Source organism: Nocardia sp. NPDC003183 (genome assembly GCF_053590715.1).
The window spans coordinates 271,459-288,747 of the sequence record NZ_JBSFTG010000003.1 but is presented as its reverse complement, the minus strand read 5'-3'; the positions used below and the strand labels follow the sequence as shown (position 1 = coordinate 288,747).

The 17,289-nt window shown below is 68.7% G+C and carries 20 protein-coding genes; 10 read left to right on the top strand and 10 right to left on the bottom strand.

The features are described from left to right. The first annotated feature begins 84 nt into the window (after nucleotides 1–84). Complete coding sequence (locus ACWDXS_RS13275; RefSeq protein WP_358110415.1) at nucleotides 85–885, top strand: ABC transporter permease; 801 nt, start codon at nucleotides 85–87, stop codon at nucleotides 883–885. A gap of 70 nt (nucleotides 886–955) precedes the next feature. Here ACWDXS_RS13275 and ACWDXS_RS13270 read toward each other — a convergent pair whose 3' ends face one another. Beyond that, nucleotides 956–1,291, bottom strand: coding sequence for an RNA polymerase-binding protein RbpA (locus ACWDXS_RS13270; protein ID WP_067453486.1), 336 nt, complete (start codon nucleotides 1,289–1,291; stop codon nucleotides 956–958). Between the two features lie 206 nt (nucleotides 1,292–1,497). On the opposite strand from ACWDXS_RS13270, the gene ACWDXS_RS13265 reads away from it, so the two are divergent. Beyond that, a complete protein-coding gene (locus ACWDXS_RS13265) occupies nucleotides 1,498–1,824 on the top strand; it encodes a hypothetical protein (protein WP_378627566.1) in 327 nt (108 codons plus the stop codon). Between the two features lie 73 nt (nucleotides 1,825–1,897). On the opposite strand, the gene ACWDXS_RS13260 is transcribed toward ACWDXS_RS13265, so the two are convergent. After that, nucleotides 1,898–2,908: a hypothetical protein gene (locus ACWDXS_RS13260; RefSeq protein WP_449965364.1), complete on the bottom strand. Its 1,011-nt coding sequence runs from the start codon at nucleotides 2,906–2,908 to the stop codon at nucleotides 1,898–1,900. Between the two features lie 104 nt (nucleotides 2,909–3,012). Continuing rightward, nucleotides 3,013–3,864, bottom strand: coding sequence for an SDR family oxidoreductase (locus tag ACWDXS_RS13255; RefSeq protein WP_379314749.1), 852 nt, complete (start codon nucleotides 3,862–3,864; stop codon nucleotides 3,013–3,015). Between the two features lie 114 nt (nucleotides 3,865–3,978). On the opposite strand from ACWDXS_RS13255, the gene ACWDXS_RS13250 reads away from it, so the two are divergent. Continuing rightward, nucleotides 3,979–4,581: a TetR/AcrR family transcriptional regulator gene (locus ACWDXS_RS13250; protein WP_379314750.1), complete on the top strand. Its 603-nt coding sequence runs from the start codon at nucleotides 3,979–3,981 to the stop codon at nucleotides 4,579–4,581. A 51-nt stretch (nucleotides 4,582–4,632) separates the two neighbouring features. Here the strand turns inward: ACWDXS_RS13250 and mqo are convergent, their stop codons facing one another. After that, nucleotides 4,633–6,075: a malate dehydrogenase (quinone) gene (gene mqo, locus ACWDXS_RS13245; RefSeq protein WP_449965360.1), complete on the bottom strand. Its 1,443-nt coding sequence runs from the start codon at nucleotides 6,073–6,075 to the stop codon at nucleotides 4,633–4,635. A 90-nt stretch (nucleotides 6,076–6,165) separates the two neighbouring features. Here mqo and ACWDXS_RS13240 point away from each other — a divergent pair, with 90 nt between their 5' ends. Beyond that, nucleotides 6,166–7,068, top strand: a complete 903-nt coding sequence (locus ACWDXS_RS13240) for a LysR family transcriptional regulator (protein WP_449965357.1) — start codon at nucleotides 6,166–6,168, stop codon at nucleotides 7,066–7,068. 6 nt (nucleotides 7,069–7,074) lie between these two features. Here the strand turns inward: ACWDXS_RS13240 and ACWDXS_RS13235 are convergent, their stop codons facing one another. Further along, nucleotides 7,075–7,740: a M23 family metallopeptidase gene (locus tag ACWDXS_RS13235; protein WP_378987901.1), complete on the bottom strand. Its 666-nt coding sequence runs from the start codon at nucleotides 7,738–7,740 to the stop codon at nucleotides 7,075–7,077. 280 nt (nucleotides 7,741–8,020) lie between these two features. Between ACWDXS_RS13235 and ACWDXS_RS13230 the strand changes: the two genes are divergently transcribed. Next, a complete protein-coding gene (locus tag ACWDXS_RS13230) occupies nucleotides 8,021–8,359 on the top strand; it encodes an ArsR/SmtB family transcription factor (RefSeq protein WP_378987898.1) in 339 nt (112 codons plus the stop codon). Here the strand turns inward: ACWDXS_RS13230 and ACWDXS_RS13225 are convergent. Next, nucleotides 8,341–9,315, bottom strand: a complete 975-nt coding sequence (locus ACWDXS_RS13225) for a glycosyltransferase family 9 protein (RefSeq protein WP_378988464.1) — start codon at nucleotides 9,313–9,315, stop codon at nucleotides 8,341–8,343. The two genes, ACWDXS_RS13230 and ACWDXS_RS13225, sit on opposite strands and share 19 nt — an antisense overlap. A gap of 161 nt (nucleotides 9,316–9,476) precedes the next feature. On the opposite strand from ACWDXS_RS13225, the gene ACWDXS_RS13220 reads away from it, so the two are divergent. The 3 genes from ACWDXS_RS13220 (at nucleotide 9,477) to gloA2 (ending at nucleotide 10,977) form a co-directional block, all read left to right on the top strand. Then, the gene (locus ACWDXS_RS13220) at nucleotides 9,477–10,061 is read left to right on the top strand and encodes an HdeD family acid-resistance protein (RefSeq protein WP_378987895.1); all 585 of its coding nucleotides are present in this window, start codon (nucleotides 9,477–9,479) and stop codon (nucleotides 10,059–10,061) included. Between the two features lie 98 nt (nucleotides 10,062–10,159). Then, complete coding sequence (locus ACWDXS_RS13215; RefSeq protein WP_379315110.1) at nucleotides 10,160–10,510, top strand: hypothetical protein; 351 nt, start codon at nucleotides 10,160–10,162, stop codon at nucleotides 10,508–10,510. A gap of 80 nt (nucleotides 10,511–10,590) precedes the next feature. Next, nucleotides 10,591–10,977, top strand: coding sequence for an SMU1112c/YaeR family gloxylase I-like metalloprotein (gloA2, locus tag ACWDXS_RS13210; RefSeq protein ID WP_449965352.1), 387 nt, complete (start codon nucleotides 10,591–10,593; stop codon nucleotides 10,975–10,977). On the opposite strand, the gene ACWDXS_RS13205 is transcribed toward gloA2, so the two are convergent. The 3 genes from ACWDXS_RS13205 to ACWDXS_RS13195 form a co-directional block, all read right to left on the bottom strand. After that, nucleotides 10,978–11,778 carry a HugZ family pyridoxamine 5'-phosphate oxidase gene (locus ACWDXS_RS13205; protein ID WP_379315108.1) on the bottom strand — a complete coding sequence of 267 codons (801 nt, stop codon included), beginning with the start codon at nucleotides 11,776–11,778 and terminating at the stop codon, nucleotides 10,978–10,980. It lies immediately after the preceding gene. Continuing rightward, entirely contained in the window at nucleotides 11,775–13,031 is a 1,257-nt protein-coding gene (locus ACWDXS_RS13200) for a lipase family alpha/beta hydrolase (RefSeq protein ID WP_378987882.1), read from the bottom strand. Before ACWDXS_RS13200 ends, ACWDXS_RS13205 begins: the two co-directional genes overlap by 4 nt. Before the next feature lie 215 nt (nucleotides 13,032–13,246). Further along, on the bottom strand, nucleotides 13,247–13,963 hold the full coding sequence (locus tag ACWDXS_RS13195; protein WP_378987879.1) for a metal-dependent hydrolase: 717 nt from the start codon (nucleotides 13,961–13,963) through the stop codon (nucleotides 13,247–13,249). A gap of 113 nt (nucleotides 13,964–14,076) precedes the next feature. Between ACWDXS_RS13195 and ACWDXS_RS13190 the strand changes: the two genes are divergently transcribed. Together ACWDXS_RS13190 and ACWDXS_RS13185 are read left to right on the top strand one after the other, a co-directional pair. Continuing rightward, entirely contained in the window at nucleotides 14,077–14,487 is a 411-nt protein-coding gene (locus ACWDXS_RS13190; protein WP_378627590.1) for a nitroreductase family deazaflavin-dependent oxidoreductase, read from the top strand. 57 nt (nucleotides 14,488–14,544) lie between these two features. After that, the gene (locus ACWDXS_RS13185) at nucleotides 14,545–15,000 is read left to right on the top strand and encodes an SRPBCC family protein (RefSeq protein ID WP_449965345.1); all 456 of its coding nucleotides are present in this window, start codon (nucleotides 14,545–14,547) and stop codon (nucleotides 14,998–15,000) included. Between the two features lie 57 nt (nucleotides 15,001–15,057). On the opposite strand, the gene katG is transcribed toward ACWDXS_RS13185, so the two are convergent. Beyond that, nucleotides 15,058–17,286 carry a catalase/peroxidase HPI gene (katG, locus tag ACWDXS_RS13180; RefSeq protein ID WP_378988462.1) on the bottom strand — a complete coding sequence of 743 codons (2,229 nt, stop codon included), beginning with the start codon at nucleotides 17,284–17,286 and terminating at the stop codon, nucleotides 15,058–15,060. Nucleotides 17,287–17,289: the final 3 nt, after the last annotated feature.

Below are 17,289 nucleotides of genomic sequence, written 5' to 3'. Positions count from 1 at the left end.
GCCCCCGACGTCACGGTGGACGAGTACGAGACCCGCGATCTGCCCATCCAGCCGGCCACCCCGCGGCCGCCCGCAGGCGAGGAGATGGAACCGAAGGCCCGGTTCGTGCGCGACAGCGCGATCGTGGCCTACCGCAACCTGCTGACCATCCTGCGGGTGCCGACGCTGCTGGTCACCGCCACCATCCAGCCGCTGATGTTCGTGTTCCTGTTCGCCTACATCTTCGGTGCCTCGCTCGGCGGCGACCAGTACCGGGAGTTCCTGCTGGCCGGCATCTTCACCCAGACCGTGGCGTTCAATGCCGCGTTCACCACCGTCGGCCTGGCCGGTGACCTGCAGAAGGGCATCATCGACCGGATGCGGACGCTGCCGATGTCGCGGCTGGCGGTCCTGATGGGGCGCACGCTGTCCGACCTGGTCGTCAACATCGTGAGCCTGGGTGTGATGTCGATCTGCGGGTACATCGTCGGCTGGCGCATCCACGGCAGCTTCGGCGATGCCGTGATCGCGTTCGCGATCATCTTGCTGTTCGCGTTCGCGATGTCGTGGGTCGGCGCCCTGACCGGTCTGGTCTCCCCGACGGTGGAGGTGGCGCAGAGCGCGGGTCTGATCTGGCTGTTCCCGCTGACGTTCATCTCCTCGGCGTTCATCTCCGCCGAAACCCTGCCCGGCCCCCTGCGCGCGATCGCCGAATGGAATCCGATCACCGCGGTGTCGGCGGCGGGTCGCAAGCTCTTCGAGAACGACTCGCCCCCGACCTTCGTCCCCGCCACAGGCTGGGCCGCGGAGAACTGCATCCTCTACGCGATCATCTGCTCGCTGGTCATCCTCGCCATCGCGATGCCCGCGGCACTACTGCAGTACCGCAAGGTCGCCAGCCACTGAGTACGGCCACACAACGCCGAAGGCCGCCTTCCCGAGGGGGAGGCGGCCTTCGGCGTTCACATCTTCTGTGTTATCCGCGGCGACGGGTCTTCAGGAGGTCGAGGCGCTCCTTGAGCAGCTCCTCGAGCTCCTCCTTGCTGCGACGTTCCAGCAGCATGTCCCAGTGGGTGCGCGGCGGCTTGACCTTCTTGGTCTCCACGGAGGTGCCCTCCATGAGCTGACCCTCCTGGCCGTTGCGGCACAGCCAGGTGGGCGGGATCTCCGCGTCGTCGGCGAACGGGACGTCGAATTCCTCACCGTTGTCGGTGCGGTAGCGGGCGATCCGGCGCGGGGCCAGGTCGTGGTCGCGATCGGTCTCGTAGCTCACCGCTCCGAGCCGGCTGCCCCGGAGTACGCGATCTGCCATGTGTGCTCCTGTAATTTCGGCGGCTGGTGCCGCAACTCGTACTACCTCAACGCACGGGAAGTCTGAACTGTTCCATTGTAGTCGCCCGGCCACATCAGCCGAGCGACCCCCGAATCGGCGTCGACGGTAGGTCGGTATCGGGAGGGTGCCCGCTCAGCGAGACCTGAACCGGCGAAGTGTGTCGCGGGCCGATAGGGTTTCCGATCATGTCGCGCAGTCGCCTGCTGTCCTGCCTGTGGTGCGGGCGGGAGATCGTGGATTCGGAGTCGGGTCGGCGTCGCCGCTATTGCCGCCAGTCGTGTCGCCAACGTGCCTATGAGCACCGGAGCAGCCTCAAGGGGACCGGAATTCCCGAGGACGCGGTGGTGCTGACCGCGCAGGAGGCCGCCGATCTCGCCGATCGGTGGTTCGCCGCGCGGTGTGCGGCCGAGGACGTGGCGACAGCCGTGGGGGAGGGAGCTTCTCCGGCGGAGCTGGCAGAGCTGAGCGCGACGTTGCTGCAGCTGGCCCGGGAAGCGGAACGACTCCGCTGACGATGCGAAAACCCGTGTGCCCCATCGTAAGCCGATGGGGCACACGCAGCGGCACCGATGGGCGACTACCGCGCTAGCTCGACAGTGACTCCCGGGCGCGCAGGTACACGGCGGTGACGCCCCCCGCGACGAACAGCGCGAGGGCTGCGGCGGCACCGGCTGTCGCGAGGTCGGGACTGGTGAGCGACTGTCCGCGCAGCGCCTGCCAGACCACCAGCGTGAGCAGTCCGAAGTAGCCGAGGACTGCGACCACGAGCAGCGCCGCACGGGTCGTTTCGGTGCGCAACCAGCGGTAGCGAGGCGCGAGTGCTACCAGGGCGAAGGCGATCAGCAGCAGCACCTGGATGCCGTGCAGCCCGACGAAGTGCGGGATGCGCAGGTCGCCGCCGATGGTGCTCCAGTGGGTGATCGGCATGCCCGCGGCAGCGTCACGTGCTGTATCGCCGGGCCGCACGGTGTGCCCGGCCATCAACCCCACGACGGTGCCGTCGGCCGTGCGGACGAGCTGCGGCCCGGTGAAACCCATCAGATACCCGAGCGCCATCCCGGTGACCGCCAGCCACAGCCCGGCCTTCAACGCGATCCTGGTCGGCCGGTCGGCCAGTTTCTGCCAGGAGATGATCACCGCCAGGACGAGATTGGCGAGGAACAACCCGGGCACGCCGGATGCGAACACCTGCTGCCCGATCTCGTTGACCGGGTCGGTGGCGTCGTTGAAGTGGCTGAACGTCCCGCGTGCCGCCTGGACCGCGATGAATCCCACATCGGCGACCCCGGTGATCGCGAAGACAGTGCCCAGCCACCAGGTGGCACGCCGTCCGCGATGCGGCAGCCGCAGTATCCAGGCCAGGGTCACGCCGTAGAGGGCGAAGGCGAGCCCGAACTTGGCCGGTTTGAGCCACACCGACTCGCCGAGCAGCAGTCGGTCGTCGACCACCATCCCGACCATCGACACCACCACCAGTGCGGTCATGAGCGCGGAATTCACCAGCAGCGGGCCGTGCCAGGGGGCGCGGTCGGTGCCGTCGCGCGCGGTGGGGGATGTGATGCGGGACAGCGTGTGGGTGAGGTCGATCGTCGCCATGTACCGAAGGTAGAAATCCGGTGCGCCACACCACGTCCCGCTGTGGAACGGTTCGGCTCCGATACCCGGGTACGGGTCGGGCTACGCGAGTTCTAGGGGTTGTCTCAGATTCCCATCCGCCAGATCGCGGCGTCGACCGCGCGGGGTGAGACGAGCGCGAGGGCCTGGAGTACGCGAGTGTAGGTCGGGTACAGCTCGACCGGGCGGGTCCGGATCGCGGTGGTGATCCAGTCGGCGGCTTCCTCGGCCGACAGTGCCGCCGCGTCGGCGTACTTGCCGGTGGGCGCGATCATCTCGGTGCGCACCAGCGGATAGCCGATGGTGGTGACGTGCACGCCACGGCGCCGGGTCTCCGCGCCGAGACTGCGCCCGAACGCGCCGAGCGCCGCCTTCGACGCGTGGTAAGCGGTGAACAGCGGCATCGATCCCGCGGCCACACCCCAGGTCGCGACATTGACGACGTGGCCGGTGCCCGCGTCGAGCATCGACGGCAGCAGTCCCATCGTGAGCCGGGTCGCTCCGAAGTAGTTCAGCGCCATGGTGCGTTCGTAGTCGTGGAACCGGTCGGTGGTGTCGGCGGCGCCGCGGCGGATCGAACGGCCCGCGTTGTTCACCAGCACGTCGACCGTCCCGAACTGCTCGAGCAGGGTCTTCGCCAGCGCGTCGGTCTGCTCGGCGTCGGCGAGGTCGCAGGTGATCATCTCGGCATCCCCGCCCTCGGCGCGAACCGCGTCGCGCACCTCGGCCAGCGGCTCGGCATTCCTGGCGACGAGCACCACCCGCGCCCCTTCCCGGCCGAGCGCGTGTGCCGCGGCTTTGCCGACGCCCGACGAGGCGCCCGTCAGCACGACCGTCTTCCCGGCGATCTCGTGCTGCTCACCACGGACCAGCCGCGCGAGCACGCGGGGGAGTGCGGGCGGGTTGAGCAGTACCGATTGTGCGACTTCGGCGAACACGGGGACTCCTGTCGAGGCGTACAGCGGGGGCGAACAGGTAATTTACTTAATGGTAAATTACAAAGGGACCAATTGGGTGTCAACCGGCACGGAGGTCGATGGTTGGATGGAACGGTGAGCACAGCCGGTACCAAAGGTGTCCCCCGCCCCGAGCGCGAACAGCAGATCCTCGACGCCGCCGTCGCCGAAATCGGTCGTGTGGGTTACGCGGGGCTGTCCCTGGCCGATGTCGCGCAGCGCGCGGGCGTGTCCAAGCCGCTGGTCTACACCTACTTCCAGTCCAAGGACGGGCTCTACATCACCTGCGTGGACCGGGCGGCCACCGTCCTGTTCGACGCGATCGAATCCGCCATCGCCGGGGCCGGCGGTCTCAGCAAGGCGGAACGGACGCTCGACGCGATCTTCGTCGCGCTGGAACCGCGCCCACACGACTGGACCGTGCTCTTCGACCGCTCCCACCCCGACGACGGCCCCGCCGCCGACGCCGTCCGCGCCGCCCGCCGCCGCATCGCCGCCCAGGCCGCGCGCGGTGTCGCCGATGCCATCGGCGCGGTCGAGCTCACCGACCCCACCGACCTCTCGGCGCTGACCGACGTCTGGATGGGCGCGGTGACCTCGCTGGTCCTGTGGTGGTTGCGTCATCCCGACCAGACCGCCGCCCAGATGTCGGCCCGCAGCCACCGCCTGATCGGCGCACTCGTCACCGCCCCGCGGTGAACGCAATCCGCACCCCGGCCGGGGTGCGGATGTGCTTGTCCGACAGGTGTTCTACGACGTGACGTCGGTGGTCGATCGGGCAGGCGGCAGCAATTCGGCGAGCAGTGTGGCCCACTCGTATCGGCGTTCGGGGAAGCAGCGCTCGAGCAGGTCGCTCATGATCGACGGTGCGATGGAGGCGCCGGGGGAGGCGCCGAGGAGGCCGGCGATGGTGCCGTCCGCGCCGGTGACCAGTTCGGTGCCGAATTCGAGGACGCCGCCGCGCTCGCGATCGGGTTTGACCAGCTGGGCGCGCTGCCCGGCTTGGACCAGGGTCCAATCAGCGGGGTCGGCGGTGGGGTAGAAGCGTTGCAGCTGGGCGAACTTGCGCCGGGGTGTGGCCAGTAGCTCGGTGACGAGGTAGCGGACCAGATCGAAATTCCGCAGACCGACCGCGACCAGCGGGACGATATTGTGCGGGCGCAGCGTGGTGAACAGATCGGTGAGCTTGCCGTGGCGCAACAGGCGGGTGCTGAAGGTGGCGTAGGGGCCGAACAGCAGCGCGCCGGTGCCGTCGACCTCGCGGCGATCCAGATGCGGGACCGACATCGGCGGTGCGCCCAGCGCGGCCTGGCTGTAGACCTTGGCGCGATGCTCGGCGACGACCTCGGGGTTGTCGGTGCGCAGGAACTGCGCGCCCAGTGGGAACACCCCGTATCCGCGCACCTCGGGGAGACCGGCCCGCTGCAACAGCCGCAACGCGTACCCGCCCGCACCGACGAACACGAACCGCGCCCTGACCTGGAACCGCCGCCCACTGTCGAGATCGCGGCCGCGGACGGTCCACAGCCCGTCAGCGCTGCGGGTGAGCCCGGTGATCTCACGATGCATCCGGACCGCGTTGCCCGCCGCGCTCATCGTCGACAACAACGACCTGGTCAGAGCCCCGAAGTCGACATCGGTGCCCGCGGTGTGCCGGGTGGCGGCCATCGCCTCGCCGTCGGCCCGGCCGCGCACGAGCAGCGGCGCCCAGCCGGCGATCACCGCACGATCCTCGGTGTACTCCATCTCCGCGAACGCGGGCAGCGTGCGCAGCGTGGCGTACCGCCGGCGCAGGTAGGCGATGTCTCGCTCGCCGAAGACCGCCGTGACATGCGGTGTCGAGGTGAGGAACGTGTCGGGCGCGAGCTCACCACGGTGGGCCAGCGCCGACCAGAACCGGCGCGAGAGCGCGAACTGATCGGCGATCCCGGCCGCCTTGGCGCCGTCGCCCGCGTCGGGCATGTAGTTGAGCTCGCACAACCCGGAGTGTCCGGTGCCCGCGTTGTTCCACGGATGGCTGCTCTCCGCGGCCGGTTCGCCGAGCCGTTCGAACAGCGCGATCGACCAGTCGGGCGCGAGGGTGCTCAGCAGGGCGCCGAGCGTGGCCGACATGATGCCGCCGCCGATGAGTACCGCGTCGAGAATGTCGTCGCCGCTGCCGGTGCCGGGCCGTGTGGGTGTGGTGTCGTTCATGGTCGAACCTCCCGTGAGCTGTGTACCGCCATCCTCACGCCGGAAACAGCGATCCGTCCAATACGGAATCACCGAGGATATGATCCGGATATGGATGATTCAGCGGAGGCGGGAGCGCAGGCACTGGCTCCGCTGCTGACCGCCTTCGACGCGGCGGCCGAAGAAGGCCACTTCACGCGCGCGGCCCAGCGACTCGGCGTGCCGCAGTCCTCGCTCAGCCGCCGGATCAGAACGATGGAGCAGCTCCTCGGCGTGGCGTTGTTCCAGCCGATCGGGCGCGGGGTCACCCTCACCCCGCAGGGGCGTGATCTCTACGCACACACCCAGGGACTGGTGCGCGCACTCGACGACGCGGTGCGGCAGGTGCGCGCCGACGCCGACCCCGACAGCGGGCTGGTGCGGTTCGGATTCCCGCTCACGCTCGGCCCGGTCAGCATTCCGTCGTTGCTCGCGCAGTTCCACACCCGCGCGCCTCGGATCCGGTTGCATCTGGTGCAGGCGCACGGCGAGGCGCTGGCCGAGCAGGTGCGCGAGGGCAGGCTCGACCTCGCGGTGATGATCCCGCCCCCGGCCGACCTGCCGACCGTCGATCTCGGCAGTCAGCGCATCGACCTGCACGTGTCGCGCACGCATCCGCTGGCCCGGCGCGCTCGCGTCGACCTCACCGAACTGGCCGATGAGGCGTTCATCGCGAACCCGCCCAGCTACCAGCTGCGCACCCTGCTCGACAGCTGGTGTGCCGCAGCGGGTTTCACACCACGAGTGGTCTTCGAGATCACCGAGTTCGAAACCCTGCGCGCACTGGTCGCACTCGGACAGGGCGTCGCGCTACTGCCCGCCGCCGAGGTCGCGAACCCCGACCTGGCGGTGATACCCATCGATGGCGAACGCGACCGCGAGGTCGGCCTGGTCTCGGGAGACCATGACTCGACGCTCGCGGTCGCGCGGCTTCGGGAATTCCTGATCGCGCGCCGGGCGGCGATCAGTGGGTGAGCGGTATCAGTCCTGGGCGACGCCGGCATCGACGCCACGCGCGGCGAGCCACGGGTGCGGGTCGATCGGGGCGCCGTAGAGCGAGCCGTCGGGCACATGCACCTCGTAGTGCAGGTGGGGGCCGGTGGAGTTGCCACGGTTACCGACGGTGGCGATGGTGTCACCGGCGTTGACGTGCTGACCGACCTCGACCAGGATGTCGTTCACGTGGCCGAACACACCGATGGTGCCGTCATCCTGCTGGACGCGGACCCACAGGCCGAAGCCCGACGCCGGACCGGCCTCGATCACGGTACCGTCGGTGACGGCGAAGATCGGTGCGCCGATCGGGTCACCGAAGTCGATGCCGTTGTGCGCGGTGCCCCAGCGGGCGCCGTAGTACGAGGTCAGCCTGCCGCTGACCGGGCGAACGGTCTGCGGGCGCGGCGGCGGCGGGGGAGCGATGAACGGCAGCGGCGGCAGTTCCAGGCCGACGGCTTCGCGGTGCTCCTCCCACGGGATCGGGGCGGACGCGGGGGTCGCGCCCTGCGGGCCCTGGGCCTCGGCCGGGGTGTACGCGGTGAAGCGGTACGGCGACTGGCCGGCGTTGATGGCCTCGGTGGCGTCCGCGGCGATCGTGGTAGTGGGAACAGGGCTCTCGGGCTCACTGAAAGTGGCGACGGAGGTACCCACGAGTGCGGACAGAGCCACCGCACCCGCGACCACGCCTCCCCAACGACCTGCGAAGGCGTCAGAGACTCGAGCAGATAACGGGTTGGTCACGAACATGGTTATGAACGTAGCTAAACCGTAACCTTCGCGGCCAATCCTGTGGCTGCGATCACGAAGCGCTATAACCCCAGTTGATCTATAACGATACTCTAACGAATGGCCAACATCCTGTTACTCACCGGGTGAAATTGCCCTGGTCAAGATCGTTGCCGAAATTCCGCATCCCAGGGACACTGATTCAGTGGACGCTAACGGAGTCCGTGCCATCACGGCGTTGTCCGACCCTACCCGGCGCGCGATCTTCGAATTGCTGCCGCAGGGTCCCCGCTCGGTGGCCGACCTCGCCGCCGCCACCGGAATCACCAGTTCAGCCGCGTCGCAACACCTGCGCGTCCTGCGCGAGGCCCACCTGGTCCGTATGCGCCGCGACGGGAACAGGCACCTCTACTCCCTCGACCCGCGCGGCCTCAACGACGCGCGCGACTACCTCGACAAGTACTGGCCCAGCGCGCTGGCCGCCCATGCCGCCGCTCTGCGGGAGGCGGCCGACGCCGACCCGGCTCAGCCCACCCGGCGGTAACGTGACCGGCCGGATTCGGCCCACGCCTGCTTGTCCAGCTGCATATCGACCGCCGCGATCACCTCGGGCACGCCGATCCGCAGCAGACCGGGGTCGGTGCTCAGGCCGTCCGGATCGCCGACCTGTCCGGCCCAGAGCACCGCGTGCCTGCCCAGCAGATGTGCGGGCGGGCCGCCGCGGCGCGGTGGCGTGGGACCGAACAGCAGGACCGTGCGGGTGCCGAACGCTGTCGCCAGGTGTGCGACACCGGTATCGCCGCTGATCACGAGGGCGGCCTCGGCCACCGTCGCCGCGAGGTCGGTGAGGTTCTGCCGACCGGCGAGGACCCGGTCGTCGGGCAAGCCGGCCTGCGCGGCCACCTGTCGAGCGATGTCGTGCTCGAACGGGTCGCCGGTGAGCACCACGTCGCGGCCCAGTACCAGCAGGTGGCGCACCACCGCGGCGAACCGCTCCGGCGGCCACCGCCGGGCGGGCGCGCCCGCGCCGATATGGACGACGATGCAATCGCGCCGGCTGATCGAGGCCACCGGCGGCACCAATCCGAGGTTTCGCCGATCCGCGTCGATGCCCTCGCCCTCGAGCAGGCGGCACCACCGGTCGACGACATGCGCGTCGGGATCCCAGCGCGGACCGGCGAGCTTGGGCAGCGCGGGCGTGCGATGACCGATGATCCGCGCGGCGCCGGTATCGGCCAGTGCTCGGGCGCTGGCGCCGTCGGGGCCGTGCAGGTTCACCGCTAATTCGGGCGCGGGTCCATCCCAGATCAGGGCGGCCGGGTCGGCGGTGGCGACGAGTTCATCGACCGAGGAGATCAGGTCGACGATCTGTTCCAACCGATGCGGCGCCGCCAGGACGATCCGGCTCTGTGGTTCGGCCCGGCGCAGGGCACGCAGAGCCGGGACCGCGGAGAGAAGCTCACCGAGGCCCCGAGCTTGCAGCACGAGTACAACCGACACATTCTTCATCTACCCGAGACTGTCGGCGACCAAACTTTCGCGAGGGCAACGATGTGACGGCTCGCCTGTGGGCCCGCTCACGGCGCTGTGCGTGATCGCGACACGATGACAGCTCCAGCTAATTTCCGGAAAACCAGAGCAAGCGGGCATAACATCTCGTCATGACGACAAATACCGTGATTGGGAGCCCGTTCACGGCTCTTGCCAAGAAAACCTGGCAAACAGTTCTGGTCACCGGCCTCCTCGCGGTGGTCCTCGGCATCATCGTGCTGGTGTGGCCCGGTCCGTCGCTGCTCGTGGCGGGCATTCTGTTCGGTATCTACATGGTTGTCAGTGGTATCTTCCAGCTGATCGCCGCCTTCACCCACCTGCCGAGCACCAGCTTTCGGGTGCTGTCGTTCATCAGTGGTGTGCTGTCGCTGATCATCGGTGTGTTCTGCTTCCGCGACGACCTCACCTCGATTGTGTTGCTCGGCTTGTTCATCGGCATCAGCTGGCTGTTCCGTGGCGTCGCCGTCCTGTTCGCCGCCATCTCGGAGTCGGGCGTGCCCGGCCGGGGCTGGCAGATCTTCTACGGCATCATCAGCGCGCTGGCCGGTGTCGTCCTGATCGTGTGGCCGATCAGCTCCCTCACCACGCTGGTCTGGGTCGTCGGCATCTTCTTGATCGTCATCGGTGTCATGGAAGTCATCACCGCCTTCGGCATCCGCAAGGACGCGCATCTGCTGGACGAGCAGCTGGGCTGATCCTGGCCACGGAATAGTTCGTCTGAACCGGCCGGTGCCTTCGGGCACCGGCCGCTTTCGTCTGAACCACGCTGCCGTCTGAACTACGCTTCGCACCCATGGAATTCGTTTATGACCTGGTGGTTGTCACCCACCTGCTCGGCATGGCCGCGGTGGTCGGTGGGTACGTCGCCTCGCGTCCGGTGGTGTCCGAGCTGATGGTGTGGGGCGCGCGCGCCCAGTTGATCACCGGGGTGATCCTGGCGGGGCTGGCTTCGGCGGTCGACTCGCTCGACAAGGATCCGGATACGACGAAGCTGGCTGTGAAGCTGGTTGTCGCGGTCGCGGTGGCGGCGTTCGCCGAAATGGGCCGCGGTGACGCGAAGCGCGGCAAGCAGATCGACTGGATGACCGACGCCGCCGGTGGCCTCGCGATCGTGAACGTGCTGGTCGCGGTGCTCTGGACCTGAGTGCGCGCCCGATGCCGAGGAAGGTCGCGCCGGTCGCGTCCGTGCGGGATCCACCGGCGCGCATCCGCTAGCGTTGCGGCGTGCAATTTCTCGGCATACACCACATCGCGATCATCGCGACGGACTACGCCCGCTCCAAGAGTTTCTATATCGAGACTCTCGGGGGGACCGTCCTCGACGAGAACTACCGGGCCGATCGCGATTCGTGGAAGCTCGACATCGAGTTGCCCCGCGGGGTCCGCATCGAACTGTTCTCGTTTCCCGACCCGCCCGCACGCCCGAGTAGACCGGAAGCGGCGGGGTTGCGGCATCTGGCTCTGGCGGTCGCGAGCGTGCCCGCCGCCCTCGATGAGCTGCGGGCACGGGGCGTCCGGACCGAGGAACTGCGCACCGATGAGCACACCGGCAAGCAGATGGCCTTCTTCTTCGATCCGGACGACCTGCCGCTCGAGCTGTACGAGGCGTGATCAGGGCGTCGCGCGGGCCCGGCGCGCGAGTTCCACTGTCGCCGCGCGCAATTCGCTGATCTCGGACAGGGGGCTGGCGTAGCCGACTCGGGTGAGCGCCACGCCGCGTGGTGATTCCACCCGCAGGTCGAGGCCGTAGCGGTCGGCCTTCTCGCAGGTGGCGGCGATGGCGTCGGGGAATCCGCCCAGCTGCTGGGCCATCGCCAGCAGCGCTTCGGCATGGTCGGCGTTGAGGTGCGCGACACCGGGCGCGGCGTGTGCGACGATCGGGTCCGGCTGTGCGGCAAGGTATTCCGCGGCCGAGGCCGAATCCATCCGGCCGTAGCCGCCGACCCAGCGCACCCGCTCGACGCGCAGCACCCACAGCGTGAAATCGCTGTAGTCGATGTAGTACTTGGCCGCCGGGATCGCCGCCAGGTGGGCCGCGCGAGCCGCTTCCGCCTCGGCGCCGGTCGGGCGTTCCACGAAACCGGCGAGGGTGATCCGGGTGCCCGCCAGCGGGTCGGCCGGGATGTCGGGGGTGACGATCGCGATGCTGGCGCGCGGGTCGGCGGCCAGGTTGCGGCCGTGTTCGGCCAGGCGCGACACGCTCAGTACCGGTGCGCCGTCGAGCAATCCGTAGGTGATGAACGACGCCCACGGCGCGCCGTCGGCGGTGAGGCTGGCCAGCGTGCCGGTATTGGTGCCCGCCGCGATCGTTCTGGCTTCTTCGGCCGGCGAGGGGCGGGCCTCGTTGGCCAGGGGGGCGGTCGGCAGCGGAATGGCAGGTGCGTCGCCCGGGTCGCCGTGGTCGAGAGTCATGGCCACAGCGTATCCACCTGACGCGCGCGGCGGGGTGCGCTCGTCAACCAGCCGTGCAGCGCTTCATAGACAGCGTCGTGATTGAGCAGGCTGAAATGGTTCGCCGCGGGGATGTGCAGGCTGTTGACCGCGTCGAAATCGAGGCGCCGGGTCCGGCCGCGCCCCGACCCGCTGCCGGTGAGAACCATGCCGTCGCCGATGATCACGCCGAGCGGATGTTTCGGGCTGTGGGTGATGGTGGTGGTGACGAAGTAGTGATCGACGCCGGGCAGCAGCGGTACTTCCTTCACCGCTCGCGCGCGCAGGGTGTCCACGTCGAGGTCGCGCCAGTCCTCGTCGACCAGCGAGCCCTGCCGCAGGTCGCGGATGCCCGCGCTGCGCCTGCGCAGCAGTGTGCTCAGCGGCCGGGTCTCGGGCAGCAGATCGAGCGCGGCCGACGCGTAGTGCACGAGCTGCTCGAGCGGCGCACCGAGGTGCGGTGAACCCAGGCACACCACCTGCCGCACCGATCGCACCCACTGCTGGCCCGACTCCTCGGCCTGATGGCAGGCGCTGCGCATGACCAGTCCGCCCATCGAGTGCCCGATCAGGCAGATCTCGTGCACCGGCATCGGCCAGCTGTCGACCAGGCGGGTCAGCAGGGCGCTGAGCTGGGCGGCGTTCTCGGAGATGTGCAGACCGGTATTGAAGCGGACGAAGAGGGGGGTGTAGCCGAGATCGTCGTCGAGGCGCTCGCCGTAGGTGGGGCGATTGCCGAGCCGCCAGGAGTGTTCGGTCTCCACGAGTCCGTGCAGGAGCACGACTAGCCGGGTCGTCGGCACCGGGACGTGGGCGGCGAACTCCTCGGGTGGGACGGGGACGCCGTCGACGCGAAAGGTCATGGGGGAGGAGAGGATCGGGGTCTCGTCCTCGAGCGTGTCACCGATCAGCCCCTGGATCGCGGCGAGAATGCCCGCACCCCACACGGTGCGCGAGGGAGCGGTGACACCGGGCAGCTGGACCGCGCTCGCGACCTCGCCGACGACGAAGCCGGTGCCGCTGACGGCGGCGTACACGCCATCGGTGATGGCGTCGTGGACGATTTTCACCGGCGCCGCCGCGGGACCGACGCCCAGTCGCACCGCCGCGAATACCCGGTCGGAGAGGGCTCGGTGGATGGCCGCGATCCCATCGACCGCCCCGGCGAACTCGTCACCGGCGAGCCGTGTGAGCGCCTGTACTTCGGCCTGGGCTTGGGGGAGCTGCTCCGTCACAGAGTTGAGAGTACAACTGTGCACTGAATGATGGTGGGGTTGGGGCGGCTTCGAGATTTGCGACGATGCCCTGAGTGTCAGAGTTGGGAGGCCTCACAAAAATCATTCTGATACTGCGATATGCGCATCTAAACATGTGAACCGGTCAGGGCAATCGGCGAAGAACCGGCTACGCCGGTCGGCTCGGGACGGCGGGAGCCCCGCCGTCCCAGCGATCACGGCCGGTGGACGATCGCGTACCAGAGCGCGCCCATCGTGCCGAGCACGAACAGGGGAGAGATGACCCAGGTCTCGACCCGGTTCCCGGTCCGCTCGATCAGCGGCACCCGGGTGCGCAACGGAAACGGCCACAGCAACCGGCAGCCCCGATCGGTGAGGCAGTCGCCGAGCAGGTGGGCCAGACAGCCGAGACCCACGCAGATCGGCAGCCACGCCGGTCGGTCGACGATCCACTGGTCGACCGCGAAGGTGCCCGCCGTCGCGAGCACGATCACCGTTCCGTAGGTCCGGACGCTCTTTCCCGGCGGGCACAGGTGCAGCGATCGCACCGCGAGGGCGAGCAGGAAGAACACGAGGCCGAGGGTGAACGGTCGGCCGAGGTAGTGCTCCCCGGCCCAGGTGGCCGCGACCGCGGCGACGACGAACAGCAGTGAATGCGTGCCGTGACGATGTCCGCCCGACGCCCAGGAGATCAACCGGCACAGGTGATGTGACACCGGCCCGAGGACGTGGGAGATGGTGCCGCTGGGATGATCCGCGTCCGGCAGCAGCGCCGCACCCGCGGTGAGCAGCGTGCCCATGATGAGTTCGGCGATGCCGAATCGCGTTGTGTCGCTGTCGAACAGGGGGAAAGCGGCGACTGTGAGCGGTAACGCGGCGGCCGTACCGGCCCAGGCCAGCGCCCCACTCGTCGCATGAGAATGTCCTAGCACCCCGCAACGTTAGAGTAAGTCACTACTTCGGCGCATATGCCGTGGACAGCGCCGGAATGCGTGGCGCGCCTGGATCGTTGGGGCAGGGGGAGTTACCCGACGAAAGGACCACGATGAATGCTTTCAACGACCAGGTGATCGCCGAGTTCCGCGCCAACGGCGGCCGCGTCGGTGGCATGTTCGAAGGCAACGACGCCATGGTGATCATCACCACCACCGGCGCGAAGTCCGGGCGCGCGATCACCAATCCGCTGGTGTTCCTGCCCGACGGCGACCGGATCGTGCTGATCGCCTCCAACGGTGGCGCCGACAAACACCCGGCCTGGTATCACAACCTCCTCGCCGACCCGGAACTCACCGTGGAGGTCGGGACCGAAACATACCGGGGCAAGGCGGAACTCGTCGCCGATCCCGAGCGCACCGCCCTCTACGACCGGATGGTCGAGCGGCTGCCCGGCTTCGCCGAGTACCGCGACAAGACCGATCGGGAGATCCCGGTGTTCGCGGTGTATCGAACGAGTTAGTCGCGTGCTCGAGCGGAATGGTTGCCGGGGTGGGTGAGCTGCTGGTTCTATCGCCCGGTGACCGAAACCATCGACGTGCCACGCATCGTCCACGCCTCCCGCGACATCGCGGCGACCCCCGCCGCGATCTTCGACCTGATCGCCGATCCCGCGCAGCAGCCGCGCTGGGACGGCAACGACAACCTCGCGCAGGCCGTCGAAGGCCAGCGGGTTCGCGCGGTCGGTGACGTGTTCACCACGACGCTGACCAACGGCGCCGACCGGGACAACCACATCGTCGAGTTCGAGGAGGGTCGCCGTATCGCGTGGAACCCGTCGGAGCGGGACAAGACCCCGCCGGGACACCTGTGGCGCTGGGAGCTCGAGCCGATCGACGACACCCACACCCGGGTGACCCACACCTACGACTGGACCGACCTGCACGACGAGTTGCGTCAGGTGCGGGCCAAGGCCACCACCGCCGACAAGCTGCAGGCATCGGTGGACCGGCTGGCCGCCCTCGCCGAGTCCTAGTCACCAACGGAACACCCTGCGACTCGAGCTGAGCCGCAGGGTGTTTCGCTGTTCGGATCAGGCGGTGACGTCGAACCGGTCCAGGTTGCTGACCTTGGTCCACGCGGCGACGAAGTCGTGCACGAACTTCTCCTTCGCGTCGTCGGTCGCGTAGGCCTCGGCCACGGCCCGCAGCTGCGAGTTGGAGCCGAACACCAGGTCGACGCGGCTGCCGGTCCACGTGACCGCACCGGAGGAGCGGTCACGGCCTTCGTAGCTGTTCTCGTCGGCGGCCGAGGGCGCCCACTCGGTACCCATGTCGAGGAGGTTGACGAAGAAATCGTTCGTCAGCGCACCCGGGGTATCGGTGAACACGCCCAGCGGTGAGGACTGGTAGTTCGCGCCGAGCACGCGCAGACCGCCGATCAGCACGGTCATCTCCGGCGCGCTGAGCGTGAGCAGGTTCGCCTTGTCGATCAGCAGGAACTCCGCGGGAATCTGCGCGTCCTTGGACACGTAGTTACGGAACCCGTCGGCCGGGGTCTCGAGCGCGTCGAACGACTCGACGTCGGTCTGGGCCTGGGTCGCGTCGGTACGACCCGGCGTGAACGGCACCGTCACCGGGAAACCGGCAGCCTGGGCGGCCTGTTCCACACCGACCGCGCCGCCGAGGACGACCAGGTCGGCGAACGACACCTGCGTGCCGCCGCCGGCGTTGAACGTGTCCTGGATGCCCTCGTAGACGCGCACCACCTGGGCGAGCTCGTCGGGCTGGTTGACCGCCCAGCCCGCCTGCGGCTGCAGCCGGATCCGGCCGCCGTTGGCGCCGCCGCGCTTGTCGCTGCCGCGGAACGACGAGGCCGCCGCCCACGCCGTCGTCACCAGCTGGGCGATGGACAGGCCGGCGGCCTGGATCTGACCCTTGAGCGCGGCGATCTCGGAATCACCGATCACCGGGCCGTTCTGGGCGGGCACCGGGTCCTGCCACAGCAGTTCCTCGGACGGAACCAGCGGGCCCAGGTAGCGGGCGATCGGACCCATGTCGCGGTGGGTGAGCTTGTACCAGGCGCGGGCGAACGCGTCGGCGAACTCCGCGGGGTTCTCCAGCCAGCGGCGGGTGATCGGGCCGTAGATCGGGTCGAACCGCAGCGACAGGTCGGTGGTGAGCATGATCGGTGCGCGCTTCTTGCCGGTGATGAACGGGTCGGGCACGGTGTCGGCGCCCGCGCCGTCCTTCGGAATCCACTGGTGCGCGCCCGCCGGACTCTTGGTCAGCTCCCATTCGTACCCGTAGAGGGTTTCGAGGAAGTTGTTGTCCCAGGTGATGGGGGTGCTGTTCCAGATGCCTTCCAGGCCGCTGGTGATCGCGTCCTCGCCGACTCCGGTGCCGAAGCTGCTCTTCCAGCCCAGCCCTTGCTGTTCCAGCGGTGCGGCTTCCGGTTCGACGCCGACCAGATCGGCGTCGCCCGCACCGTGAGTCTTGCCGAAGGTGTGGCCGCCGGCGATCAACGCGGCGGTCTCCTCGTCGTTCATCGCCATCCGCGCGAAGGTCTCGCGGATGTCCACGGCGGCCGCGATGGGATCCGGATTGCCGTTGGGGCCTTCGGGATTGACGTAGATCAGGCCCATCTGGACCGCGGCGAGCGGACGCTCGAGGTTACGGTCACCGGTGTAGCGTTCGTCGCCGAGCCAGGTGCGCTCGGGGCCCCAGAACACGTCTTCCTCGGGCTCCCACGCGTCGACGCGGCCGCCACCGAAACCGAACGTCTCGAAGCCCATCGACTCGAGCGCGACGTTGCCGGTGTAGACGATGAGGTCGGCCCACGACAGCTTGCGGCCGTACTTCTTCTTCACCGGCCACAGCAGCCGGCGCGCCTTGTCCAGGCTGGCGTTGTCGGGCCAGCTGTTGAGCGGGGCGAAGCGCTGCAGGCCCGCGCCCGCGCCGCCGCGGCCGTCGCCGACCCGGTAGGTGCCCGCGGAGTGCCAGGCCATCCGGATGAAGAACGGGCCGTAGTGGCCGAAGTCGGCGGGCCACCAGGACTGTGAGGTCGTCATGACCTGCTCGATATCGGCCTTCACCGCGGCCAGGTCGAGGGTGGCGAATTCGGCCGCGTAGTCGAAGTCTTCGCCCATCGGGTTCACCGAGGGCGGATTCTTCTGCAGCAGTGTGAGATTGAGCTGGTTCGGCCACCACTCGGCGTTCGCTCCGCGCGCGTCGGTGGAGGCGAACGGACGATGCATGACGGGGCAACCACTGTCACCGGCTTCCGTGTTGGCTTCCGCGATAGGTGGGTGTTCCTCGGGCACGGT